The organism is Chelatococcus albus, from assembly GCF_030067675.1.
In the GTDB taxonomy this organism is placed as follows: domain Bacteria; phylum Pseudomonadota; class Alphaproteobacteria; order Rhizobiales; family Beijerinckiaceae; genus Chelatococcus_A; species Chelatococcus_A albus.
Genome location: NZ_JASJEV010000012.1, coordinates 1 through 21,143 on the forward strand (window position 1 = coordinate 1; position 21,143 = coordinate 21,143).

General features: G+C 69.5%; 25 protein-coding genes. 9 read left to right on the top strand and 16 right to left on the bottom strand.

Features of this window, described 5'->3' with window-relative positions:
* Nucleotides 1–207 precede the first annotated feature (207 nt).
* Nucleotides 208–1,101 (top strand): LolA family protein, encoded by an 894-nt coding sequence (locus QNA08_RS15815; protein WP_283741694.1) that lies wholly within the window; start codon nucleotides 208–210, stop codon nucleotides 1,099–1,101.
* A gap of 32 nt (nucleotides 1,102–1,133) precedes the next feature.
* Here the strand turns inward: QNA08_RS15815 and QNA08_RS15820 are convergent, their stop codons facing one another.
* Nucleotides 1,134–2,018 (bottom strand): HpcH/HpaI aldolase/citrate lyase family protein, encoded by an 885-nt coding sequence (locus QNA08_RS15820; RefSeq protein ID WP_283741695.1) that lies wholly within the window; start codon nucleotides 2,016–2,018, stop codon nucleotides 1,134–1,136.
* Between the two features lie 61 nt (nucleotides 2,019–2,079).
* Here QNA08_RS15820 and QNA08_RS15825 point away from each other — a divergent pair, with 61 nt between their 5' ends.
* The 3 genes from QNA08_RS15825 (at nucleotide 2,080) to QNA08_RS15835 (ending at nucleotide 4,769) form a co-directional block, all read left to right on the top strand.
* Nucleotides 2,080–2,895: a DUF429 domain-containing protein gene (locus QNA08_RS15825; RefSeq protein ID WP_340322287.1), complete on the top strand. Its 816-nt coding sequence runs from the start codon at nucleotides 2,080–2,082 to the stop codon at nucleotides 2,893–2,895.
* A gap of 76 nt (nucleotides 2,896–2,971) precedes the next feature.
* The gene (locus tag QNA08_RS15830) at nucleotides 2,972–3,940 is read left to right on the top strand and encodes a threonine/serine dehydratase (protein ID WP_283741696.1); all 969 of its coding nucleotides are present in this window, start codon (nucleotides 2,972–2,974) and stop codon (nucleotides 3,938–3,940) included.
* Nucleotides 3,941–4,100: 160 nt separating this feature from the next.
* Nucleotides 4,101–4,769: a carbonic anhydrase gene (locus QNA08_RS15835; RefSeq protein ID WP_283741783.1), complete on the top strand. Its 669-nt coding sequence runs from the start codon at nucleotides 4,101–4,103 to the stop codon at nucleotides 4,767–4,769.
* A 97-nt stretch (nucleotides 4,770–4,866) separates the two neighbouring features.
* On the opposite strand, the gene QNA08_RS15840 is transcribed toward QNA08_RS15835, so the two are convergent.
* Together QNA08_RS15840 and QNA08_RS15845 are read right to left on the bottom strand one after the other, a co-directional pair.
* Nucleotides 4,867–5,901, bottom strand: a complete 1,035-nt coding sequence (locus QNA08_RS15840) for an aspartate-semialdehyde dehydrogenase (RefSeq protein ID WP_283741697.1) — start codon at nucleotides 5,899–5,901, stop codon at nucleotides 4,867–4,869.
* 101 nt (nucleotides 5,902–6,002) lie between these two features.
* Nucleotides 6,003–6,281 carry a hypothetical protein gene (locus tag QNA08_RS15845; protein ID WP_283741698.1) on the bottom strand — a complete coding sequence of 93 codons (279 nt, stop codon included), beginning with the start codon at nucleotides 6,279–6,281 and terminating at the stop codon, nucleotides 6,003–6,005.
* Between the two features lie 103 nt (nucleotides 6,282–6,384).
* On the opposite strand from QNA08_RS15845, the gene QNA08_RS15850 reads away from it, so the two are divergent.
* Entirely contained in the window at nucleotides 6,385–7,059 is a 675-nt protein-coding gene (locus QNA08_RS15850; protein ID WP_283741699.1) for a dioxygenase family protein, read from the top strand.
* Here the strand turns inward: QNA08_RS15850 and QNA08_RS15855 are convergent.
* A complete protein-coding gene (locus QNA08_RS15855) occupies nucleotides 7,018–7,530 on the bottom strand; it encodes a GNAT family N-acetyltransferase (protein ID WP_283741700.1) in 513 nt (170 codons plus the stop codon). The two genes, QNA08_RS15850 and QNA08_RS15855, sit on opposite strands and share 42 nt — an antisense overlap.
* A gap of 156 nt (nucleotides 7,531–7,686) precedes the next feature.
* On the opposite strand from QNA08_RS15855, the gene QNA08_RS15860 reads away from it, so the two are divergent.
* Complete coding sequence (locus QNA08_RS15860; protein ID WP_283741701.1) at nucleotides 7,687–8,598, top strand: hypothetical protein; 912 nt, start codon at nucleotides 7,687–7,689, stop codon at nucleotides 8,596–8,598.
* A gap of 16 nt (nucleotides 8,599–8,614) precedes the next feature.
* Here QNA08_RS15860 and QNA08_RS15865 read toward each other — a convergent pair whose 3' ends face one another.
* Both QNA08_RS15865 and QNA08_RS15870 read right to left on the bottom strand, forming a co-directional pair.
* Nucleotides 8,615–8,995, bottom strand: a complete 381-nt coding sequence (locus QNA08_RS15865) for a hypothetical protein (RefSeq protein WP_283741702.1) — start codon at nucleotides 8,993–8,995, stop codon at nucleotides 8,615–8,617.
* An 11-nt stretch (nucleotides 8,996–9,006) separates the two neighbouring features.
* Complete coding sequence (locus QNA08_RS15870) at nucleotides 9,007–10,320, bottom strand: sulfite oxidase (protein ID WP_283741703.1); 1,314 nt, start codon at nucleotides 10,318–10,320, stop codon at nucleotides 9,007–9,009.
* A gap of 343 nt (nucleotides 10,321–10,663) precedes the next feature.
* Between QNA08_RS15870 and QNA08_RS15875 the strand changes: the two genes are divergently transcribed.
* Entirely contained in the window at nucleotides 10,664–10,972 is a 309-nt protein-coding gene (locus tag QNA08_RS15875) for a hypothetical protein (RefSeq protein ID WP_283741704.1), read from the top strand.
* Between the two features lie 98 nt (nucleotides 10,973–11,070).
* Here the strand turns inward: QNA08_RS15875 and leuB are convergent, their stop codons facing one another.
* From leuB to leuC, 7 genes are all read right to left on the bottom strand, one after another.
* The gene (gene leuB / locus QNA08_RS15880; RefSeq protein ID WP_283741705.1) at nucleotides 11,071–12,183 is read right to left on the bottom strand and encodes a 3-isopropylmalate dehydrogenase; all 1,113 of its coding nucleotides are present in this window, start codon (nucleotides 12,181–12,183) and stop codon (nucleotides 11,071–11,073) included.
* 116 nt (nucleotides 12,184–12,299) lie between these two features.
* On the bottom strand, nucleotides 12,300–12,695 hold the full coding sequence (locus tag QNA08_RS15885) for a VOC family protein (protein ID WP_283741706.1): 396 nt from the start codon (nucleotides 12,693–12,695) through the stop codon (nucleotides 12,300–12,302).
* An 82-nt stretch (nucleotides 12,696–12,777) separates the two neighbouring features.
* On the bottom strand, nucleotides 12,778–13,407 hold the full coding sequence (locus tag QNA08_RS15890; RefSeq protein WP_283741707.1) for a LysE family translocator: 630 nt from the start codon (nucleotides 13,405–13,407) through the stop codon (nucleotides 12,778–12,780).
* A gap of 99 nt (nucleotides 13,408–13,506) precedes the next feature.
* Nucleotides 13,507–14,112 carry a 3-isopropylmalate dehydratase small subunit gene (leuD, locus tag QNA08_RS15895; RefSeq protein ID WP_283741708.1) on the bottom strand — a complete coding sequence of 202 codons (606 nt, stop codon included), beginning with the start codon at nucleotides 14,110–14,112 and terminating at the stop codon, nucleotides 13,507–13,509.
* A 74-nt stretch (nucleotides 14,113–14,186) separates the two neighbouring features.
* Nucleotides 14,187–14,573 (bottom strand): metallopeptidase family protein, encoded by a 387-nt coding sequence (locus QNA08_RS15900; RefSeq protein ID WP_283741784.1) that lies wholly within the window; start codon nucleotides 14,571–14,573, stop codon nucleotides 14,187–14,189.
* Nucleotides 14,574–14,607: 34 nt separating this feature from the next.
* Nucleotides 14,608–14,862: a hypothetical protein gene (locus QNA08_RS15905; protein WP_283741709.1), complete on the bottom strand. Its 255-nt coding sequence runs from the start codon at nucleotides 14,860–14,862 to the stop codon at nucleotides 14,608–14,610.
* 89 nt (nucleotides 14,863–14,951) lie between these two features.
* Nucleotides 14,952–16,355: a 3-isopropylmalate dehydratase large subunit gene (gene leuC, locus QNA08_RS15910; protein ID WP_283741710.1), complete on the bottom strand. Its 1,404-nt coding sequence runs from the start codon at nucleotides 16,353–16,355 to the stop codon at nucleotides 14,952–14,954.
* A gap of 525 nt (nucleotides 16,356–16,880) precedes the next feature.
* Here leuC and QNA08_RS15915 point away from each other — a divergent pair.
* Complete coding sequence (locus QNA08_RS15915; RefSeq protein ID WP_283741711.1) at nucleotides 16,881–17,507, top strand: HAD hydrolase-like protein; 627 nt, start codon at nucleotides 16,881–16,883, stop codon at nucleotides 17,505–17,507.
* A 24-nt stretch (nucleotides 17,508–17,531) separates the two neighbouring features.
* Here the strand turns inward: QNA08_RS15915 and kynA are convergent, their stop codons facing one another.
* Nucleotides 17,532–18,380, bottom strand: a complete 849-nt coding sequence (kynA, locus tag QNA08_RS15920; protein ID WP_283741712.1) for a tryptophan 2,3-dioxygenase — start codon at nucleotides 18,378–18,380, stop codon at nucleotides 17,532–17,534.
* 145 nt (nucleotides 18,381–18,525) lie between these two features.
* On the opposite strand from kynA, the gene QNA08_RS15925 reads away from it, so the two are divergent.
* Nucleotides 18,526–19,698: a kynureninase/PvdN C-terminal domain-containing protein gene (locus tag QNA08_RS15925; protein WP_283741713.1), complete on the top strand. Its 1,173-nt coding sequence runs from the start codon at nucleotides 18,526–18,528 to the stop codon at nucleotides 19,696–19,698.
* 18 nt (nucleotides 19,699–19,716) lie between these two features.
* Here the strand turns inward: QNA08_RS15925 and QNA08_RS15930 are convergent, their stop codons facing one another.
* Nucleotides 19,717–20,529: a class I SAM-dependent methyltransferase gene (locus QNA08_RS15930; RefSeq protein WP_283741714.1), complete on the bottom strand. Its 813-nt coding sequence runs from the start codon at nucleotides 20,527–20,529 to the stop codon at nucleotides 19,717–19,719.
* 189 nt (nucleotides 20,530–20,718) lie between these two features.
* Complete coding sequence (gene rplS, locus QNA08_RS15935; protein ID WP_283741715.1) at nucleotides 20,719–21,117, bottom strand: 50S ribosomal protein L19; 399 nt, start codon at nucleotides 21,115–21,117, stop codon at nucleotides 20,719–20,721.
* Nucleotides 21,118–21,143: the final 26 nt, after the last annotated feature.

Sequence of the window (21,143 nt, forward strand, 5' to 3'; positions counted from 1 at the left end):
CAAACGCGACATCCTCCTCGAAACCAGCAGCCACAACGGCGACGACGAGGAATGAGGGGGCAGGAAAAGCGGGCCGCGATGACGGTCGCGCTTTCGCCACATCATGCCCCTAAGTGAGGCAGGGAAAGACGCCGCCATGACGCCACGACACATGTCCGGGCGGCAGGCGTGCCGCAACGAGGCGGCCGCCGACCGGCCGACCATTCGATGATCCAGTCCACGCAAGCCCGCCTCATCCGTGTCCTGTCGGCTCTCGCCCTGTGCACCGCGCCCGTTGCCGGCGCGTGGGCCGAGGGCGCGCGCGATCCTCTGACGGGCTTCATCGACAATCTTCTGGGCAGGAAGCAGCCGACGCTGCAGGCCGAGCCGCAGGATGCGGCCCCCGAGGCCCCGGCGCCGCCCGGCGCCGCGGCTCCGCAGCCGCCGCGCAGCGCCGGCCATCCCCTGCCGCCGCGGCGGCCGGCGGATCTCGGGATCGCATCAGCGCCCGCCGCTCCTGCGCCCGTTCCGACGAGCGCGCCCGCTGCCGCGGCAGCGGCACAGAACGCGGCGCAGGCAAGGCCCAGCGCCCCCGGGGCCCTGGTGCCTCCTGCCCTGCCCGCCACGCCCCAGGCGGCGCTTGAGCGCGTCAACGCCTTCCTCAACGGCTACGACAGCATGACAGGCCGTTTCATCCAGTTCAGCGCCGACGGGCGGCGTGCCGAAGGCACGCTCTACGTGCAGCGGCCGGGGCGGCTGCGCTTCCAGTACAACCCGCCGAGCACGCTCGAGATCGTCGCTGACGGGCGTTCTGTGGCCGTGCGCGACAAGAAGCTCAACACCAACGACGTCTATTCCATCGGCCAGACGCCGCTGAAGTTCCTGCTCAAGGACCGCATCGACCTCGCGACCGACACGAAGGTCCTCAACGTCGTCAACAACCCCGATGGTGTGGTGCGCGTCGTGCTGGAAGATTCGAGCACCCTCGGCGGCACTTCGCGGATCACGCTGATGTTCGACGCCAAGGCGAACGTGCTGAAGCAGTGGACCGTGCTCGACCCGCAGGGCTACGAGACGTCCGTCGCCCTCTACGATCTCGACATCAGGAAGCGTGCGAACTGACGCGCCGGGTGCGGGGCACCCGGGCTCGGCCGTCACGCCCCGCGCGCGCCGATCGCCTCGGCGAGGGCGACGACCCGTCGCGCCATGTCTGCGTGCAGCCGCTCGACCATGCGCCCGTCGAGTGCAATGGCGCCCTTGGCTGCGTTCTCCGGCAGGTTGAAGGCGTCGATGATGCGGCGGGCGCGTTCCACCTCCGCGTCGTCGGGGGCGAAGACGGCATTGGCCACGGGGATCTGGTTCGGATGGATCAGGGTCTTGCCGTCGAAGCCGAGATCCCGGCCCTGTTCGCATTCCGCCCGGAAGCCCGCCTCGTCGGCGAGGTCGTTGTAGACGCCGTCGATGATGTCGAGGCCGTGGGCGCGGGCCGCGGCGAGCGCAAGCGTGAGCCAGGGCAGCATCGCGGCGCGGCCCGGCACGAGGCGGGCGCGCGTTTCCTTGGCGAGATCGTTCGTGCCCATGACGAAACAGGCGAGCCGGGTTCGCGGGTCGCGCGCCGCCGCGGCGATCGCTGCAATGTCGAGGATGGCGAGCGGCGTCTCGATCATGGCCCAGACGCGCGTGCGCTCGCTCGTGCCCCGCGTCGCCAGCCGCTCGCTGACGGCGCGCAGCGCGGCGGTGTCGGAGACCTTCGGCACGAGAATGGCGTCGGGGCCTGCATCCGCGGCGGCGGCGAGGTCCGTCTCGCCCCAGGGCGTGTCGAGGCCGTTGATGCGGATGACGACCTCGCGATGGCCGTAGCCGCCCGCCTTCACCGCTGCCGCCACCTGATGGCGGGCGGTCTCCTTCATGTCCGGCGCGACGGCGTCCTCGAGATCGAGGATGACGGCATCGGCCGGCAGGCTGCGAGCCTTCTCCAGCGCGCGGGCGTTCGAGCCCGGCATGTAGAGGACGCTGCGGCGGGGACGGATGGTGGACATGAGGCGCTCCGGCGTGTCTTGTCGCGCTGCAGCATAGCGGCTCGACGGCTAGCAGCCATCCATGCGAAAGACGGAGGCGGCCTTCATCGGCGCTCGGACGGAGCAATGGGCAGGGCGCGCGCAGGACGAGGAGGCGCCGATGAGCTGGGTCGCGGGCGTCGACGGTTGTCCGGCCGGCTGGATCGCCGTTTTCCTGCCGACGGAGGGTGGCGGAGAGGCGCCGCCGGCGGTGGTGAGCGTTGCCACGGCCTTCGCCGCGGTCATCGACGCGGCGCGGGCGCCCGCGGTCGTTGCCGTCGACATGCCCATCGGCTTGCCGGCGCGCACCGGGCACGGCGGGCGCGGGCCGGAGAACGCCGTGCGCCCGCTCCTCGGGGGGCGCCAGTCGTCGGTCTTCTCGGTACCGTCGCGGGCAGCGGTCTATGCCGGCGACTACGGGGCGGCCTGTGCCGCGGCGCTCGCCACCTCCATCCCGCCGCGCAAGGTGTCGAAACAGTGCTTCCACCTCTTCCCGCGCATCCGGGAGATCGATGGCCTGCTGCGCGCCCGGCGGGAGCTCGTCGAGCGGGTGTATGAAGTGCACCCGGAAGTCGCCTTCTGGCGGCTGAACGGCGGCCGCGCGCTTGACCTGCCCAAGAAGGTGAAGGGCAGCCCGCACGGGCCCGGTCTTGCCGAGCGCCGTGCCATCCTCGCGGCCGCGGGCCTGCCGGCCCCGCTCATCGAGGCGCCGCCGCCGCGCGGCGCGGGCCCGGACGACTATCTCGACGCGCTGGCGAACGCGCTGATCGCGCGCCGCATCCGGACGGGCGCGGCCCGGCCCTTCCCTGATCCGCCCGGCTGCGACGAGGAGGGCCTGCCGCTGGCCATCTGGGCCTGAGGCCTTGGCCGGGGAACGAAGCAGAGGCTATCCTTTCGCGGAATCGAGCCTTCCGACAGCCTCCCGCGAGCCATCCATGACAAATCCCGTGTCCCGCGACGCCGTGCGCGCCGCTGACGAGCGCATTGCCGCGCATATTCGCCGCACGCCAGTCTTCGATCTGCCTGCGAGCGCCGCCAGGCACGCCTTCGACATCGACAATCCGGTGAACCTCAAGCTCGAGCTCTTCCAGCACGCTGGCTCCTTCAAGCCGCGCGGCGCCTTCAACACGCTCCTGTCAGAGGCGACGCCGGCGGCGGGCGTTGCCGCGGCCTCCGGCGGCAACCACGGCGCCGCAGTCGCCTACGTGGCGAAGACGCTCGGGGTGAAGGCGCGCATCTTCGTGCCGGAGATCGCGAGCCCCGCAAAGATCGCAGCGATCCGCAGCTTCGGCGCCGACATCGTCGTCGGCGGCGCGCGCTATGCCGACGCGCAGGAGGCCTGCGACCTCCATGTGGCCGAGACGGGGGCGCTGCGCGTCCATCCCTTCGCCGCCGAGGCGACCATCACCGGGCAGGGCACGGTCGGCTGCGAATGGGAGCGCCAGGCGCCCGGCCTCGACACCGTCCTCGTCGCGGTGGGCGGCGGCGGGCTCATCGCCGGCATCGCCTCCTGGTGGCACGGCAGCCCGGTCAAGGTCGTCGGCGTGGAGCCGGAGGGATCCCGCGCCCTCCATGCTGCGCTCGCCGCCGGCGGGCCGGTCGACGTGCCGGTCGAATCGGTCGCGGCCGATTCGCTCGGCGCCCGCAACGTCGGCGCGCTCGTCTACGGCATCTGCCGTGAGGCGGTCGACCACGTGGTCCTCGTCCCCGATGCGGCGATCACCGCGGCGCAGCGTCTTCTCTGGCGCGACTGGCGGATCGCTACCGAACCCGGCGGCGCCACCGCGCTCGCCGCACTCCTCAGCGGCGCCTATCGCCCGGAAGGGGGCGAGCGTATCGGCGTGCTCGTTTGCGGCGGCAATGTCGATCTCTCCACGCTCGCGGCGATCGCGGCGGCACAATGAACCGGTGATCGGCTTCTAATTGACGGTATAAAAATGTAATATTGCGGCAACCTCTCATAGAGGTGCGGTCACCACAGGGGCGTCGACTTCGCCGCTCTGGACAAAAACCGTCGATATGCTATCCCGCGACGGGATACGACGATCGCGCGTGAGGGTGACCATGTTTCCGCAGCGGCTGACCGAGGGATATCGCAACTTTCTCGGAGAGCGCTTCGCGAGCGAGCGCGCCCGCTACGAGAAGCTCGCCGAGACAGGCCAGAGCCCGGAGATCATGGTCATCGGCTGCTGTGACTCGCGCGTGTCGCCGGAGGTGATCTTCGACGCGAGCCCGGGTGAGCTCTTCGTCGTGCGCAATGTCGCCAATCTCGTGCCGCCCTACGAGATCGACACGCATCACCACGGCACCAGCGCGGCGCTCGAATATGCCGTGCAGGCGCTGAAGGTGAAGCATATCGTCGTGCTCGGCCACGCGCGCTGTGGCGGCATCCGCGCCTTCGCCGACGAGGCTGCTCCCCTGTCGCCGGGCGATTTCATCGGCAAATGGATGACGCTCGTCGCTCCTGCCGCGGCGCGGGTCGGCCCGCGCGGAACGGGCGACGTAACCGACTACATGACTCGGCTCGAACTCGCCGCCGTCGAGAACAGTCTTTCCAATCTGATGACATTCCCCTGCGTGCGCACCCTCGTCGAGAAGGGGCGGCTTTCGCTGCACGGGGCCTATTTCGGGGTCGCGACCGGCCGGCTCCTCGTGCGCAACCCGGCGACCGGCGCCTTCGAGCCGGTGGTCGAGGACATGCCGGAGCGCGTCTCGACCATCCGCTGCACGTGATGGCCTTCGCCCGGGCCGGCGGGCGGAACGGGGAGCGGCAGGCGCGCCGACAACCCGGGGAGAAACCCCGGGCCGGCGGCATCGATTGAGCGGGCCGTCAGGCCGCCTGCTTCTTGGCGGAGATGAGCTTGCGGTTGACGAGGCACTCCGCGATCTGCACCGCGTTGAGCGCCGCGCCCTTGCGCAGGTTGTCGGAGACGATCCACATGGCGAGGCCGTTCTCGACGGTCGCGTCCTCGCGGATGCGGCTGATATAGGTCGCGTCCTCGCCGGCGGCCTCGTGCGGCGTGATGTAGCCGCCGGCCTCGCGCTTGTCGATGACGATGCAGCCCGGCGCCGAGCGCAGGATCTCGCGCGCCTCGTCGGCCGTGATCGGCTTCTCGAACTCGATGTTCACCGCCTCCGAATGCGAGATGAACACCGGCACGCGCACGCAAGTCGCCGTGAGCTTGATCTTCGGGTCGAGGATCTTCTTGGTCTCGACCGTCATCTTCCACTCTTCCTTCGTGAACCCGTCCTCCATGAACACGTCGATGTGGGGGATCAGGTTGAAGGCGATGCGCTTCGGAAACTTCTTCTCCTTCACCTCGCCGGCGGTGAAGACGGCGCGGGTCTGGTCGAAGAGCTCGTCCATGGCCTCCTTGCCGGCGCCGGAGACGGACTGGTAGGTGGCGACGACGACGCGCTTGATGGCTGCCGCGTCGTGCAGGGGCTTCAGCGCCACGACGAGCTGGGCGGTCGAGCAGTTCGGATTGGCGATGATGTTCTTCTTGGTGAAGCCCTTCACCGCGTCGGCGTTCACCTCCGGCACGATCAGCGGCACGTCCGGGTCATAGCGGAAGGCCGAGGAATTATCGATGACAACCGCGCCCTGGGCGCCGATCCGCGGCGACCACTGCTTCGACACCTCGCCGCCGGCGGACATGAGGCAGATATCGACGTCGGAGAAGTCGAAGGTCTCGAGATCCTTCACCTTCAGCGTCCGGTCGCCGAAGGAAACCTCCTGGCCGAGGCTGCGGCGCGAGGCAAGCGCCACCACCTCGTCGGCGGGAAAGGCGCGTTCGGCCAGGATGTCGAGCATCTCGCGGCCCACGTTGCCCGTGGCACCGACGACGGCGACCTTGTAACCCATGGATGTTTCTCCTGTTCGTCTCTCCCCGGGGAGCCCTTCGCACCTTCGCCTCGGGTGCTGCCTCTCGCCCCGTGGGGAGAGGACCGGGGGACGAGCGAACGTTAGCCGGCCGTTTTCGCGGCCGTCGTGCCGGTTTTCGTTTTCGTCGTCGTGACGGGCGCCGTCGCGCCGCGGAGCGCCGCGGCGATGAAGGTCGTCTCGATGAGGCGGACACCGGTCATGGCTGACGAATCGTCCTGACTGCGGAACCGTGTTGGATCGCGCCTGATCATGCCTTGCGGGGAACGCGACAGGAACCCCACCGGCCGCCGGCGACACATCCTTGCGCGGACGGCGCCGCAGAGCAACACCAAGAGGCGGTGCCCTGTCAAGCCGATCATGGCTGCCTGCCGCTCCGCCCCATCGCGACGACGTGATCGCCCGACCGCTGGCGCCGCCGCAACGGCGCGCCATGCTGGCGGCGTCGTGGAGGAGGAAAGCGCCATGACCCTGGTGATCACGCCGCAGATCGGGCGGCGCCGCTTCCTCGCCGGCGGGCTCACGGCAACAGGCGCCCTGCTGCTGCCGACCCGTCTCTTCGCCCAAGCCGGGCAGGGCGGCCTCGTGGCGACGCCGGCGCAGACCGCCGGCCCCTTCTATCCCACGACCCTGCCCGCCGACATCGACAACGATCTCGTCGTGCTGCGGGGCTCCGACGCCCGCGCCGAGGGCGTGGTGGCCCACGTCATGGGCCGCGTCCTCGGTCTCGACGGCCGGCCCATCGCCGGTGCGGAAGTCGAGATCTGGCAGTGCGATGCGCATGGCCGCTACCTGCATCCGGGGAGCGTGGGCAGCCGGCCGCGCGACACGGCCTTCCAGGGCTATGGACGCAGCACGACGGCCGGCGACGGCACCTACCGCTTCCGCACCATCCGGCCGGTTCCCTATGCAGGACGGACGCCGCACATCCATTTCGCCGTGACGGCGCCGGGGCGGCCTCCCCTGGTCACGCAGATGTATGTCGCCGGCGAGCCGCAGAACGCGGCCGATTTCGTCTACCGGGGCATCCGCGACCCGCGGCAGCGTGAGGCTGTGACCGTGCCGCTCGAGCCGGCGAACGGCATCGAGGCGGGGGCGCTAGCCGGCCGCTTCGACATCGTGCTCGGCGTGCTCGGTTGAGAGCGCGTCTCCCGCAAGGCTGAAGCGGTAGAAGACCTTCTCCATGCGGGTTGCGCCAAGGCGCTCGTAGAGGCGCCGGGCGCCAGCATTGGCCATGTCCGTCGTCAGGTCGATGCGGCCGATGCCGCTGTCGCGGGCGAAGGCGGCGATGGCGCGCAGCATGGCGGCGCCGATGCCACGCCCGCGCAGCGCCTCGAGCACGAAGAGGTCCTTGACGAAGACCACGCCCTGCAACCGGTGGCCGGGCCGCAGCACGGCGAGACAGGCGACGCCGACCGGCCGGTCGCCGAGGCTCGCCAGGAGAAAGTGCGTGCCCTCGCGCGTCGCGAAGACCGTTTCCACCATGGCGAGCGTGCGGGCGTAGCCTGGTGCGCGCGCCTCGCCCAGGTAATAGCGGTCGAGGGCGTCGATGAGCCCGGCCACGGCTGTTGCGTCCGCCGCCGTGGCGAAGCGGCAGGTGAGGGCGTCCACGGGCTGTCTCCTTAACGGTCTCGGGCGGCGGGGTAACCTGCCGTTGACTCTTTCCGACGATTTGCGCCCGTCGGTAACCGGAGCCTTAAGGCCACCGTGCAAAATCTCCGCTCTTCAGACGGAACAGCTTCGCCGACAGGAGGGATGGGGCGCATCATGGCGATGGCCTTCGGACGGCCGGACAACGGCCGTCGGCTGCAGGTTTCTACCGCCGATCGATCCGTGCCGATGCGGCCGCGGGAGCGCGGGCTCGTGACCCGCCTCGCGCGGCGCATACGCGCCATGTCCGTTCTGCAGCTCATCGGCTGGTGCGTGCTCGTCGCCGCCACCGGCGCCCTCGCGGTCACGCTGGCGCTCGGCGAACGTCCGCCCCCGCCCGGGCCGGACACCGGGGCGCCCGCAGCGAGGTCCGGACCGGGCCCCGCCGAGGCCTTTGCCGTCAAACCGACACCGGCCATCGAGGCCCTGGCGGAGGCCCGGCCGATCTGGGTCGAGGTGGCGAGGCCCATTGCCGTCTTCGGCGTGACGGCCCCTGATCTCGGCGCTACCGCCCACCGCTACGAGGCGCGGCGGCACGGTGCCGGCGGACGCGATGACGTGCTCCTCTTCGGCGACTTTTCGGTCGATGCGCCGCACGTGCGGCTCTCGGCCTATCGCCCCGGCGGCGAGGCGCCGCCGCCCGGCACATTCTTCGTCGACCTCGTGCGCAACGCGGCGGAAGCCGGCCTTGCCGTCGGGCGGGCGACGGTGCCGGCGGCCGTCGACACCAAGTTCGGCCCCGTGGAGATGGCGGAGGCCGTCTTCCTTTCGGGCGGCGTGAGCCGCGCCTGCGTCGCCCTCCGCCTCGACCGGTCGGAGGCAGGCCTGCGCCTGTCGGGCTGGGCCTGCGGTACCGGTGCCCGGCCCATCGACCATCGCCGGCTCGCCTGCATTCTCAACGGGCTCGAACTCCTGGCTCCCGGCGAGGAACCCGGCCTGCGCGCCCTCTTCGCCGCGGCGGCTCGGCGCCGCGGACAGGTCTGTGGCGCCGGTTCCGCGGGCGGCACCGAGGGGCGGCGCGCGGGCTGAGGCCGCGGCCCCGCCGTCATTGCGGAGCGAAGGGGTTCTTCCAGCCACCCGTTCGGCCTGTTGCCCGGGGCGGGAAGGCCGTCTCCAGATAGTCGAGCACGCGCCGGCGCTCCTCGCCCTCGAGTGCGGGCATGTTGTGCCGCAGCGTCATGACGTTCAGGGTATCCTCCCATTGCTCGCGCGTCTGTCCCTGGGCTGCCACGAGCCTGAAATTGTGGCAGGCGGAGCAGAGCCCCACCGTTTCGTCGCGTCCGGCATGGTTTGGGAACATGTCCGGTGTCTCGTCCTTCGGCGTGAAGGAGGCGGTCTGCGCCGCGACCGGCGCGGCAAGGGGGAAGGGGACGGCCGCGAGCGCAACGAAGGCCGCGCCCGCGAGACGGGGGAGGGTTTTCGCCACGGCGCCCATTCTCAGCCGACGAGGATCGCGACGCGGTGCAGCGGGTTCGCGCCGTAGCCCTGGGGATTCCAGTTGCCGGCGACATGGGGCTGCATCACCCCGCGCGAATCGGTCGCCCGTACCCAGAGCTCGTAATAGCCGTCCGAGGGCAGGCTGACCTCGCCGGTCCAGCGCACCCAGTCGTAGCGGTTCTTCGGCTTCGCCATCTTCACCGGTCGCCAGGTGGCACCGAAATCGGTCGAGACGTCCACGCGCTTGACCGCGAGGTCGCCGGCCCAGGCGGCGCCTCGCAGCTTCACGCTCCGTGTGCCGGCCGGGAGTTTCGCGCCGTTGGCCGGGCTCGTGATGATCGAGCGTACGGGCATCGACTCGAGCGTGCGGAAGTTCTTCTCGTCCGCCTTGCCGCCGGGGATCATGGGATTGATGGCGACCGCATAGGAGGTGCCGCCCATGCCCTGTCCGTCGTGGACGCGGTCGCGGATCCAGATGCGGGTCAGCCATTTCTGCGACACCGAGCCCGGCCAGCCGGGGATGACGAGGCGCACCGGGCCGCCGTGGATGGTGGGCAGCGGCTCGCCGTTCATGGCCCAGGCGATGAGATTGTGCGGCTCGAGCGCCTTCCTGATGGGCACGCCGCGCGACAGGGCTTGCTTGGTCGGATCGCCCGAGAGATGGGGGTCGGCGCCGAAATTGGCCGTGAACACGGCGGAGGGTTTGAGGCCGGCCGCCTTCAGCACGTCGGCAAGAGGCACGCCGGTCCACTCGGCGCAGCCCGCTCCGCCATTCGTCCACTGGTTGCCGCGCGCCTGCGGCTGGAAGAAGGAGCGGCCGTTGCCGCCGCATTCCAGCACCATGCGATAGGTCCTGGCCTTGAAGCGCTGCTTCAGCTCGCCGAGCGTCAGCTCCAGCTTCTTCTCCACCTCGCCGTCGATGACGATCATCCAGGCGTCCGGGTCTTTTGCGGGTTCGGGTACCTGCCCGTTGTTGCGGATGAAGAACTTGCCGATGGGCGTCGTGTCGTCGTCGAGCAGGTGCTCGGGCGTCTCGGCGACGAGGGGACGTTCGCCGAGGACGATGAGACCCTTGTCCTTGCCGGGGTAGTCAAGGGCCTGCGGACCCTTCGGGGCGGCGGGCGCCGGAGTGGGCGCGGGCGGCGCCGGCGGGGTGCCTTGGGCGAGTGTCGGGCCGCCGGCGACCGCGACGCCGAGCGCGCCGAGACTGGCGCCCTGCAGGAAACGGCGGCGGGGGATGGGCGTCGCCGGGGCCGGAGCCGCGGGATCGCTGGCCTGCGTCGGTACGGCGGACGGTTGGCTGTTGTCGGCCATGGAACTCCTCCCAAGCTCGTGTCGCGGCGTCCCACCGGTTGCCGCGCCCTGCTTGCCGGTTTGCATCGGCAAGGGTCAAACGGTCCGCGAGGCGTGTTTATTCCGTCGGCCCGACCCGCCCCCGGCACCTGTCGGGCGGCCGAGGCGCACGCAAGTCTCCCGAGGGAAGGCATCGCGCCCTGCATTTGCCTGCCGTTGGGGAAGGTACGCCGATCGGGCGGGGGACGGCAATCGACGGCTGGCGCCGCTCACGATCTCGGCACCGGCCCTTGGCACATGGCGGTGCGGCAATACGTTAACCGGACGTGGCTAACGTGCCGGTCTCCAATGCGAGGATATTGCCATGCGCCGCGCCGCTGCCCTCATTGCCTCCGCCCTCGTCGTCACCGGTCTCGCTGCCTCCGAGGCGGCGGCACAGCCGCGCCAGCCGCGCCAGATCACGGTGACGCCGCGCAGCTACCTCGATCCCGGCAAGGTGGTGCCGGCGGGATCGCTCTCGAATTACGTGCATATGGGCCAGACCTTCGCCTCGCCGGTCTATTCCAACGTGGCCGAGCGTTTCGGCGAGGCGTCGCTGCCGCCGCGCATCGGCGGCGGCCGCAATCCCTTCGGGCCGGTCGACTACCGCGCGCCTGACTTCCTCATGCGCTGAACGGCGGCGTCGGGGCCGTGAAGAGCAAAACCCGGCCGGTGCTCAGGGCGCCGGCCGGGTTTGCCCGTGAATCTCCGCCGTCGGGCGGGCCCTGCGGGTCAGGCGGCGAGCCGGTCGAGTTCGGCCACCACGGCGTCGCCGATCTCGCGCGTACCGACGGCGTTCGTGCCCGCCGCGGCGATATCCTTGGTGCGCAGGCCCGAGGCGAGCACGTTGGCGATGGCCTTCTCCAGCATGTCGGCTTCCGCAACGAGGCCGAAGGAATAGCGCAGCGCCATGGCGAAGGAGCCGATCATGGCGATGGGGTTGGCGAGGCCCTTGCCCGCGATGTCGGGAGCGGAGCCGTGCACGGGTTCGTAGAGCGCCTTGCGCTTGCCCGTCGCCGGATCCTCGGCGCCGAGCGAGGCCGAGGGCAGCATGCCGAGCGAACCGGTGAGCATGGCCGCGACGTCTGAGAGAATGTCGCCGAAGAGATTGTCGGTGACGATCACGTCATACTGCTTGGGGTTGCGCACGAGCTGCATGCCGCAATTGTCGGCGAGCACGTGCTCGAGCTCGACGTCGGCGTATTCGGCCCCGTGCACGCGCGTCACCACCTCGTTCCACAAGACGCCCGTCTTCATGACGTTGCGCTTCTCCGCCGAGGAGACCTTGTTGCGGCGCTTCCTGGCGAGCTCGAAGGCGACGCGGGCGATGCGCTCGATCTCGTGCGTCGTGTAGAGCTGCGTGTCGACGGCGCGTTTCTCGCCGTTCTCCAGCGTGACGATCTCCTTCGGCTCGCCGAAATAGACACCGCCGGTGAGCTCGCGCACGATGATGATGTCGAGGCCCTCGACAAGTTCGCGCTTGAGGGAAGAGGCGTCGGCCAGCGCCGGGTAGCAGATGGCCGGGCGGAGGTTGGCGAAGAGGCCGAGCTCCTTGCGCAGGCGCAGGAGGCCCGCCTCGGGGCGGTGCTCGTAGGGCACCTTGTCCCATTTCGGCCCGCCGACGGCGCCGAAGAGCACGGCGTCCGCGGCCTGGGCGCGGGCCATGGCGGCGTCCGAGATCGCCTTGCCGTGGGCGTCGTAGGCCGAGCCGCCCACGAGGTCCTTCTCCGTCTCGAAGCGGGCGATGCCGCGCCTGCCGTACCAGCCGACGAGCTTCTCGACTTCGGCCATCACTTCGGGGCCGATGCCGTCGCCCGGAAGGAGAAGGAGATTGTAGGACGCCATGAATACCCCCTTTGCGGGACCGTGGAAGGAGAGCGGGTAAAGCCTTTAAGAAGCGTACCGGGGCCCGGCAAGGGAGCACCGCGCATGGCGGCACTTCCGGACCCGCCGCCCGGCGTTCAGCGATAGCGGCCGTGGCGCTGCAGCATCTCGATGCGGTAGCCGTCCGGGTCGGTGAGGAAGAAGAAGCGCGCCATCAGGGTGCCGTCGCGAAAGAACTCCTTGATCGGCTCGGGCGCGAGGCCGGCGGCGGCGAGGCGGGCTCGCTCGGCGTCGAGATCGTCGACGGCGAAGGCGAGATGGCCATAGCCCTCGCCGCGGGCATAGGGCTCGGTGCGGCCGTGGTTGACAGTGAGCTCCACCTCGAAGTCGTTCTCTGCATTGCACAGATAGACGAGGGTGAAGCCATCGAAGACGAAACGGTCGGAAACGGCGAGGCCGAAGGCCGTTTCGTAGAAGGCGACGGAGCGTGCCTCGTCGAGCACGCGGATCATTGTGTGGATGGCCTTGGCCATGAAGGGATCCTTGCGGGAGGGGGGCGGCCGGGCGCCGGCGCGCCCCGCGCGCAGGCAGCGTCCGCTCGATGGGGCGGGCGGATCAGGAGGCCGGCCGTCTCGCCAAGGCGAGCATGACGCCGAAGCCGATCATGAGGCTGCCCGAGGCGCGGTTGAACCAGGTCAGTGCCTTGCCACCGCGGGCGAGCGAGGCGAGCCGGGCGCCGAAGAAGGCGTAGATCGCGATGGCGACGACCTCGAGAAGCAGGAAGGTCGTGCCCATGACGAGGAAGCTCGCCGCATAGGCGCTCGGATCGAGGAACTGCGGGAAGAAGGCAGTGAAGACGAGGATCGCCTTCGGATTGCCGGCCGCGACCCAGAACTCCTGCACCATCAGGCGGGCAACTGGCGCGCGTCCCGCCTCGCCCCGCGCCTCGCCGAGGGCCGGCGCGCCGGCGCGGAAGAGCCTGACGCCGAGCCAGACGAGATAGGCGGCGCCGACCCACTTCACGGCGATGAAGACCGTCTCGGAGGTGGCGAGCAGCGCGCCAAGGCCGAGCGCGGTGATCACGATCATGCCGGCGAAGGCGAGAAGGCGGCCGAGGGCGGCGACCGTCGCCCAGCCGACGCCGACGCGCGCGCCGTTGGTGAGCGAGAGCAGGTTGTTCGGCCCGAAGGCCATGTTGAGGGCGAAGCAGGCCGGCACGAACAGGGCGAAAGTCTCGGGCGACATGGCCATCTCATGCTCACAGGCGGGCACAACCGGCGGAGACGATGCGCCGGGGCTGTCCGACGGCGAGCCCCGGGGCGGCCGGACGGGCGGCTGCGGCGCTCACAGCCAGGGATGGGCCGCCTTCGCCTTCTCCTCGTAGGCGTCGATGGCCGGGGCCTTCTCCATCGTCAGGCCGATGTCGTCGAGGCCGTTCAGCAGGCAGTGCTTGCGGAACGGGTCGACGTCGAAGGTGATGCAGCCACCGTCGGGGCCGCGGATCTCCTGGCGCTCGAGGTCGACGGTGAGCGTCGCATTGGCACCGCGGCGGGCGTCGTCCATCAGCTTGTCGAGGTCTTCGGGCGAGACCTTGATGGGCAGAATGCCGTTCTTGAAGCAGTTGTTGTAGAAGATGTCGGCGAAGCTCGTGGAGATCACGCAGCGGATGCCGAAGTCGAGCAAGGCCCAGGGGGCGTGCTCGCGCGAGGAGCCGCAGCCGAAATTGTCGCCCGCGACGAGAATCTGGGCCTTGCGATAGGCCGGCTTGTTCAGGACGAAGTCGGGGTTCTCCGATCCGTCCTCGCGGTAACGCATCTCGGCAAAGAGGCCCTTGCCGAGGCCGGTGCGCTTGATCGTCTTCAGATAGTTCTTGGGGATGATCATGTCGGTGTCGACATTGACGATCTCGAGCGGCGCGGCGACGCCGGTGAGCACGGTGAACTTGTCCATAGGACCCATCCGTCGCAAAGGCCCCGGGAGCGGGCGCATCCCACAGGCACGGTTTCAACCAGGCTGTGGCGGGATCAGCCCGCCGCAGCTTCGAGAGCTTCCATGTCCTCGTCCGAGAGGCCGAAGTGGTGGCCGATCTCGTGGATGAGCACATGCGTGACGATGGCCCCCAGGGTCTCCTCGTGCTCGGCCCAGTAGTCGAGGATGGGCCGGCGGTAGAGGAAGACCATGTTGGGCATCTGGCCGGTGAAGAGCGTGGCACCCTGCTGGGCGAGGCCGTGGCCGCGGAACAGGCCGAGCAGGTCGAAGGGCGTCTCGCAGTCCATCTCGTCGAGGGTCTCCTCGTCGGGAAAGTCCTCGATCCTGATGACGACCCCTGCACACAGCCGGCGGAAGTCCTCCGGCAGGTTCGCATAGGCTTCTTCCGCGAGCCTCTCGAAATCCTCGATGCTCGGGGCCATCAGGCTGCGCCAGTCGCTCACGCCGCAGTCTCCGTCAGTGGCCGAACTGGCCGAAGAGCGAGACGAGAAGGTACAGGACGATGAGCAAGCCGAGCGCGCGGCCGATGCGCCGGCCCCACAGCTCGATCCTGTCCGTTCCGCCTCCCTCGGCTGCGCCGACCGCGTCCTCCGCGGCGAAATGGTTGCGGGCCCGTTCGGCCGCCCGGGCGATGGACGACGAAGCCAAGGTCTCGCTGTCGCGCTCGACACGCTGCAGCGCCTCCTTCGCCCGTTCGTCCTCGCGTGCCACGGCCCGCGACCTCCCGCACCATGTCCCGCCGCGCACGGCAGGCCGGACCCGTTTCACGTGAGTCCGGCCGTTGCCTCGCCGCCTCTGGCTCAGCCGAAGCTGCGCACGTCCACGAAGCGGCCGGCGATAGCCGCCGCCGCCGCCATGGCCGGCGAGACGAGATGCGTGCGCCCCTTGAAACCCTGGCGGCCCTCGAAATTGCGATTCGAGGTCGAGGCGCAGCGCTCGTGGGGGGCGAGCCTGTCGGCGTTCATGGCGAGGCACATGGAGCAGCCCGGCTCGCGCCAGTCGAAGCCCGCCGCCCTGAAGATCTTGTCGAGCCCCTCGGCCTCCGCCTGCAGCTTCACCAGGCCGGAGCCCGGCACGATCATGGCGTTCACGTTGGCGTTCACCGACTTGCCGGCGACGATCTTCGCCACCACCCGCAGATCCTCGATGCGGCCGTTGGTGCAGGAGCCGATGAAGACACGGTCGATCGTGATGTCGGTGATCTTCGTGCCGGGCTTCAGGCCCATGTATTCGAGGGCGCGCCACTTCGACTGGCGCTTGACCTCGTCGGCGATGTCGTCCGGGTTCGGCACCGCACCGGTGACGGAGATCACGTCCTCGGGGCTCGTGCCCCAGGTGACGATGGGCGGCAGGTTGGCGGCGTCGAGCCTGATCTCCGAATCGAAGAAGGCCCCCTCGTCGGTGCGCAGCGTGTCCCAGAAGCGCACCGCCTCGTCCCAGGCGGCACCCTTCGGCGCCTTCGGCCGGTCCTTGAGATAGGCATAGGTCTTCTCGTCGGGGGCGACCATGCCGGCGCGGGCTCCGCCCTCGATCGACATGTTGCACACCGTCATGCGGCCTTCCATCGACAGCGCGCGGATCGCCTCGCCCGCATATTCGATGACGTGGCCGGTGCCGCCGGCCGTGCCGATCTCGCCGATGATGGCGAGCACGATGTCCTTCGCGGTGACCCCCTCCGGCAGCGCGCCGTCAACGGTGACGCGCATGTTCTTCGCCTTCTTCTGGATCAGCGTCTGCGTGGCGAGCACGTGCTCGACCTCGCTCGTGCCGATGCCGTGGGCGAGCGCCCCGAAGGCGCCGTGGGTGGAGGTGTGGCTGTCGCCGCAGACGATGGTCGTGCCCGGCAGGGTGAAGCCCTGCTCGGGGCCGACGACGTGGACGATGCCCTGGCGGCTGTCGAGCTCGTTGTAGTATTCGACGCCGAACTCGCGCGCATTCTCGGCGAGGGTCGCCACCTGCGTCGCGGATTCGGGATCGTCGATGCCCTTGGAGCGGTCGGTGGTGGGCACGTTGTGGTCGACGACGGCGAGCGTCTTCTCGGGCGCGCGCACGCGGCGCCCGGCGACGCGCAGGCCCTCGAAGGCCTGCGGACTCGTGACCTCGTGCACGAGGTGGCGGTCGATGTAGAGGAGGCAGGTACCGTCGGGTTGCGTGTCGACGACGTGGTCGTCCCAGATCTTGTCGTAGAGCGTGCGGGCTTTCATGCGTGCCGGGCCTCGGTCGGATCGTCTCGATCAGAAAATGCGGTCATGCGCCTGCGCCGGCTGGAAGCCGCCTGGGCGCAAAGGCAATGCCGGTCGTGCCGGTGTCAGGCCGCAAGGCCCGCTGCGACCGAGGCCGTGAAACGGCCGAAGAAGCGCCACGGCAGACGTGCATGATCGTGCAGGGCCGCGAACTCGTGCGTCGTCATCCCCGGCCGCGTTCCATGAACGCGGGCCGCAGCGCCGATGCGCGGCTTCGGCCGGGAGCACAAGGTCGTCATCGCGCGCTTTTTAGCAGATCCAAATTGAACCGACAACGAAGCGTGGCGTTGCCCGGATGCGCCTTGCGGTGCAAGACTCTCGCGCGTTCTCTGCGCTATTGTGCGACGGTTCGAGGCCGGCTATCTCGCAATTCACATTTCATCGCCGTGTCTTCAGCCCGAGAGGCTCCGATGCCGGTGTCATTGCCCGGCGAAGGCTGTCGCGGCCATCGTATTCGATCCCAATTGGCACCTTCGGTCGTTCATCATGAGATACAAGGCCATCGTCTTCGATTTCGACGGGACTCTCGCCGATTCCTTCGCCTGGTTCCTGTTCGTGATGGACGACGTCGCCGACCGCTATCGGTTCAAGCGTCTCGACAGGGACAACCTGGAGACCTTGCGCGGCCTCAGCGGCCGGCAACTGATGCGGCGGCACGGCGTGCCTCTCTGGAAGGTGCCGCTGATCACCCGCCACATGCGGGTGTTGATGGCGCGCGACATCGATCAGATCCCGCTCTTCGACGGCGTCGACGACATGCTGGCGCGGCTCGCGGCCCAAGGGGTGACGCTCGCCGTCGTCACCTCCAATGCCGAGACCAACGTGCGCCGCGTGCTGGGGCCCAGGAATGCGGCACTCATCCGCCACTACGAATGCGGCGCTTCCGTCTTCGGCAAGCCAGACAAGCTCCGGAAGGTTCTGCGCAAGGCCGGTGTCGCTCCCGGGGAAGCGATCGTCATCGGCGACGAGATCCGCGACATCGAGGCGGGCAAGGTCGTCGGGATGGCGACAGGTGCTGTCGCCTGGGGCTATACGGCCCTGCCGGCGCTCGTGGCCCGGATGCCGACGCGGGTCTTCGAGCGCATCGACGACATCACCGTGTCGGCGGTCTGAAGGACGCGAATCTGGGCCGCCGGCTCACAGGAGCGTGCGCAGATCCCACAGTTCGGGGAAGAAGGAGCGGTCCAGCGCCGTCTTGAGGAAACCGACGCCGGACGAGCCGCCGGTGCCGCGCTTGTGGCCGATGATGCGCTCCACCGTCTTCATGTGGCGGAAGCGCCATTGCTGGAACCAGTCCTCGACGTCCACGAGTTCCTCGGCGAGCTCGTAGAGGTCGAAGTGCTCGCCGGGCTCGCGGTAGATCGACAGCCAGATGTCGCGGATGCGCTCGTCGAAGGCGTGCGGCAGGGAGAAGTCGCGGTCGATCGCCTCCGCCGGCACGGGATAGCCGCGCCGCGCGAGGAGCCGCAGCGCCTCGTCGTAGAGGCTCGGCTCGGCAAGCGCCTGGGCCAGCCGGGCGTGGATCTCGGGCTTGTGCCGGTGCGGCAGCAGCATCTTCGCGTCCTTGGCGCCGAGGCGGAACTCCACCAGCCGGTATTGGAAGGACTGGAAGCCCGACGACTGCCCGAGGTCGCTGCGGAAGCGCAGATAGTCGGCCGGCGTCATGGTGGACAGCACGTCCCAGGCGGAGATGAGTTGCTCCTGGATGCGCGTGACGCGAGCGAGCGACTTGAAGGCGGGCGCGAGCTCGTCGGCGCGGATCGAGGCCATCGCCGCCTCGATCTCGTGCGCGACCAGTTTCAGCCACAGCTCCTGCACGTGGTGGATGATGACGAAGAGCAGCTCGTCGTGCTCCTGCGTCAGCGGTTTCTGGGCCGCAAGCAGCGTGTCGAGCTGCAGGTAGTCGCCATAGGTCATGCGCCCGGCGAGGTCGAGGTGCATGTCGTCGCCCACCCGGCTTTGCGGGCGCTGTCTGTCTCGCGTCATCGGAACCTCGCCTCGCCCGGCCTGCGCGTGCCCGGGCGATTCACGGTTGTCGCTCTGTGTCCGACTGATACTTTAAGCTTGAAACATTGTCGCAGCAATCGCCGAGCGGGAGCCGTCGATGCCTTCCTCAGGACGCCCTGTCCCGATGCCCCTCGATCTTCGCCACGCCTTCTCGCATTTCCGCGGGCAGGACGGCGAACGGCTGCATTTCGCCGCCCACAGCCATCACTTCTGGCCGGACGTGACCCGCGAGGCCCAGCTCGCCGCCTGGGACGTGGCGGCGCGGCTTGCCGACGACAAGTGGGACGAGGTGCTCGGGCCCGTATGGGGAGAGGTGGCGGCCGGCATCGCCCGGCACCTCAACCTGCCGGATGCCTGCACGCTCGTGCCGGCGCAGAACACGCACGAACTTCTGCTGCGCCTCCTCTCCGCCTGTCCGGCCGATCGGCCTGTCCGGGTGCTCGCCACGGACGGCGAGTTTCACTCCTTCCGCCGGCAGACGGCGCGGCTCGCCGAGGACGGGCTCGTCGAGCTCGTCGCCGTTCCGGCCGAGCCCTTCGCGACGCTCGCCGAGCGGCTCATCCATGCGGCCGGCACGGCCGGGCCCTTCGACCTCGCCTTCGTCAGCCAGGTGCTGTTCAGCTCGGGCTTCGCGCTCACCGACCTTTTCAGGTTGGTCGACGGGCTGTCGGGGCCGGGGCGGCTCGTGGTCATCGACGGCTACCACGGCTTCCTCGCCCGGCCGACGGATCTCGCCGCCGTGGCCGACCGGGCCTTCTACATCGCCGGCGGCTACAAATATGCGATGGCGGGGGAAGGGGCCTGTTTCATGCACTGCCCGCCGGGCTTCGCCTCGCGGCCACGCAACACCGGCTGGTTCGCGAGCTTCGGCACCCTGAGCGCGGCGCAGGCCGGTGTGCCCTATCCTTCGGACGGCTGGCGCTTCATGGGGGCGACCTTCGATCCCTCCGGGCTCTACCGCCTGCGTGCCGTGCTGCGCCTTCTCGCGGTCGAAGGGCTCGATGGGGCGATCATCCACGCCCACGCAGTGGCGCTGCAGGAGCGCTTTATGGCGGCCGTGTCGGGACTGCCGGGCGGGCCGTTCACGCCCGAACGTCTCGTCGTGCCGATGAGCGAGGCCGCACGCGGCAATTTCCTGACCTTCGCGCTGCCCGACGCGGAAGGCTGGTACCGGCGCCTGCATGCGGCGGGCATCGTCACCGACGTGCGCGGCGACCGCCTGCGCCTCGGCTTCGGGCTCTACCATGCCGCCGAGGACGTGGACCGGCTGGCGGAGAGGCTGCAGCGGATCGTCTGACCCGCCGAGCAGCTCGGTTCAGGCCTTGCGCGCCCGGATCGACAGGGCGAGCGGCATGGCGGGCATGCCGTCCGGCAGGCGGTAGAGGCGTTCGCCCGCCTCCACCATGAGGGGGAAGAGCCCATACGGGAGCCGTTCGTGCTCGCGCACCGCCTCGATCACCAGGCCGGCGTCGACGAGGGCCGACAGGATGTCGCCGACGGGGTGCATCCACTCGAAGGTCTTGCGGTTCACGAGCGGCGTCGGATCGCCCGTATAGGTCGTTTCGGCCTCGAAGGGGATGGGGCCGCCGTCGGGCGTGCGCCAAGGATAGGTGGCGACGAGGCGCCCGTCACTCTCCTCGAGGCAGAGCGCCTGAGGATGGGTGTCGAGGAAGTAGAATGAACCGCCCGGCACGAGCACGGCAGCGATGGTCCGCGCCCAGGCGCGGATGTCCGGCAGCCAGATGATGGTGCCCCAGGTGGTGTAGACCATGTCGAAGGGGCCGGGCGTGCGCCGCGCGGCATCATAGACGTTGGCCTCGACGAAATCGGCGGCGAGGCCCGTGCGTTTCGCGAAGCCGCGGGCGGCGGCGATGGCCTCCGGCGAGAAATCGACGCCCGTGACGATGGCGCCGCGGCGGGCGAGCGACAGCGTGTCGAGGCCGATGTGGCACTGCAGGTGCAGGAGGCGCTTGCCCGCCACGTCGCCGATCTCGGCGGCTTCGATGGGGTAGAGGGTGTCGGCACCGGCGAGGAAGGCGTCGACCATGTAGGCGCCGGTCGTGTCGCGCGCGTGGATCGCGGCGCGCTCGTCCCAGCTGCGGCGGTTTGCGGCGAAGAAGTCGTGCATGGCAATGGTCCGACAAGGCGAGAATGAAAGGCTTCCCCTCCGGCTGCGCGCAGGCGCGGAGCAGCCGGAGACGGTCGACAAAAAAGGCGCGGCCCTAGGACCGCGCCCTGTCGCTCGATCGCAGGCTCGATCCGCCGGAGCGGAGAGCCCGCAGGGAGGCGGATATCGCCTGCCGAGATTACCCCGGGATTACTCGGCCTTGTCGCCGTTGCCGTTCTTGCCGCCCTGGCGCTCCGCGCGCTCGGCGATGCGGGCCGACTTGCCGCGGCGGTCACGCAGGTAATAGAGCTTGGCGCGGCGCACCTTGCCGCGGCGCACGACCTTGATGGAGTCGATCATCGGCGAGTAGAGCGGGAACACGCGCTCGACGCCCTCGCCGTAGGAAATCTTGCGGACGGTGAAGCTCTCGTGCAGGCCGCCGCCGTCGCGGGCGATGCAGACGCCTTCATAGGCCTGCACGCGCGTACGCTCGCCTTCCTTCACCTTGACGTTGACCTGGAGCGTGTCGCCGGGCTGGAAGTCGGGCACCGACTTGCCCTCGGTGAGCTTGGCGATCTGCTCTTTCTCGATCTGCTCGATGATGTTCATCGGTCTTCTCCTGCCGGCACGTCCCG

Bases quoted from the DNA above. Each gene is read 5' to 3' on its own strand.
- leuC (WP_283741710.1), bottom strand. From the start codon at position 16,355: ATGAAAGCCCGCACGCTCTACGACAAGATCTGGGACGACCACGTCGTC.
- QNA08_RS15870 (WP_283741703.1), bottom strand. From the start codon at position 10,320: ATGGCCGACAACAGCCAACCGTCCGCCGTACCGACGCAGGCCAGCGAT.
- kynA (WP_283741712.1), bottom strand. From the start codon at position 18,380: ATGACGCGAGACAGACAGCGCCCGCAAAGCCGGGTGGGCGACGACATG.
- rplS (WP_283741715.1), bottom strand. From the start codon at position 21,117: ATGAACATCATCGAGCAGATCGAGAAAGAGCAGATCGCCAAGCTCACC.
- QNA08_RS15815 (WP_283741694.1), top strand. From the start codon at position 208: ATGATCCAGTCCACGCAAGCCCGCCTCATCCGTGTCCTGTCGGCTCTC.
- QNA08_RS15875 (WP_283741704.1), top strand. From the start codon at position 10,664: ATGCGCCGCGCCGCTGCCCTCATTGCCTCCGCCCTCGTCGTCACCGGT.
- QNA08_RS15930 (WP_283741714.1), bottom strand. From the start codon at position 20,529: ATGCACGACTTCTTCGCCGCAAACCGCCGCAGCTGGGACGAGCGCGCC.
- QNA08_RS15850 (WP_283741699.1), top strand. From the start codon at position 6,385: ATGACCCTGGTGATCACGCCGCAGATCGGGCGGCGCCGCTTCCTCGCC.
- QNA08_RS15900 (WP_283741784.1), bottom strand. From the start codon at position 14,573: ATGGCCCCGAGCATCGAGGATTTCGAGAGGCTCGCGGAAGAAGCCTAT.
- QNA08_RS15830 (WP_283741696.1), top strand. From the start codon at position 2,972: ATGACAAATCCCGTGTCCCGCGACGCCGTGCGCGCCGCTGACGAGCGC.
- leuD (WP_283741708.1), bottom strand. From the start codon at position 14,112: ATGGACAAGTTCACCGTGCTCACCGGCGTCGCCGCGCCGCTCGAGATC.
- QNA08_RS15835 (WP_283741783.1), top strand. From the start codon at position 4,101: ATGTTTCCGCAGCGGCTGACCGAGGGATATCGCAACTTTCTCGGAGAG.
- QNA08_RS15840 (WP_283741697.1), bottom strand. From the start codon at position 5,901: ATGGGTTACAAGGTCGCCGTCGTCGGTGCCACGGGCAACGTGGGCCGC.
- QNA08_RS15885 (WP_283741706.1), bottom strand. From the start codon at position 12,695: ATGGCCAAGGCCATCCACACAATGATCCGCGTGCTCGACGAGGCACGC.
- QNA08_RS15845 (WP_283741698.1), bottom strand. From the start codon at position 6,281: ATGATCGGCTTGACAGGGCACCGCCTCTTGGTGTTGCTCTGCGGCGCC.
- QNA08_RS15820 (WP_283741695.1), bottom strand. From the start codon at position 2,018: ATGTCCACCATCCGTCCCCGCCGCAGCGTCCTCTACATGCCGGGCTCG.
- leuB (WP_283741705.1), bottom strand. From the start codon at position 12,183: ATGGCGTCCTACAATCTCCTTCTCCTTCCGGGCGACGGCATCGGCCCC.
- QNA08_RS15860 (WP_283741701.1), top strand. From the start codon at position 7,687: ATGGCGATGGCCTTCGGACGGCCGGACAACGGCCGTCGGCTGCAGGTT.
- QNA08_RS15890 (WP_283741707.1), bottom strand. From the start codon at position 13,407: ATGTCGCCCGAGACTTTCGCCCTGTTCGTGCCGGCCTGCTTCGCCCTC.
- QNA08_RS15925 (WP_283741713.1), top strand. From the start codon at position 18,526: ATGCCCCTCGATCTTCGCCACGCCTTCTCGCATTTCCGCGGGCAGGAC.
- QNA08_RS15915 (WP_283741711.1), top strand. From the start codon at position 16,881: ATGAGATACAAGGCCATCGTCTTCGATTTCGACGGGACTCTCGCCGAT.
- QNA08_RS15825 (WP_340322287.1), top strand. From the start codon at position 2,080: ATGCGAAAGACGGAGGCGGCCTTCATCGGCGCTCGGACGGAGCAATGG.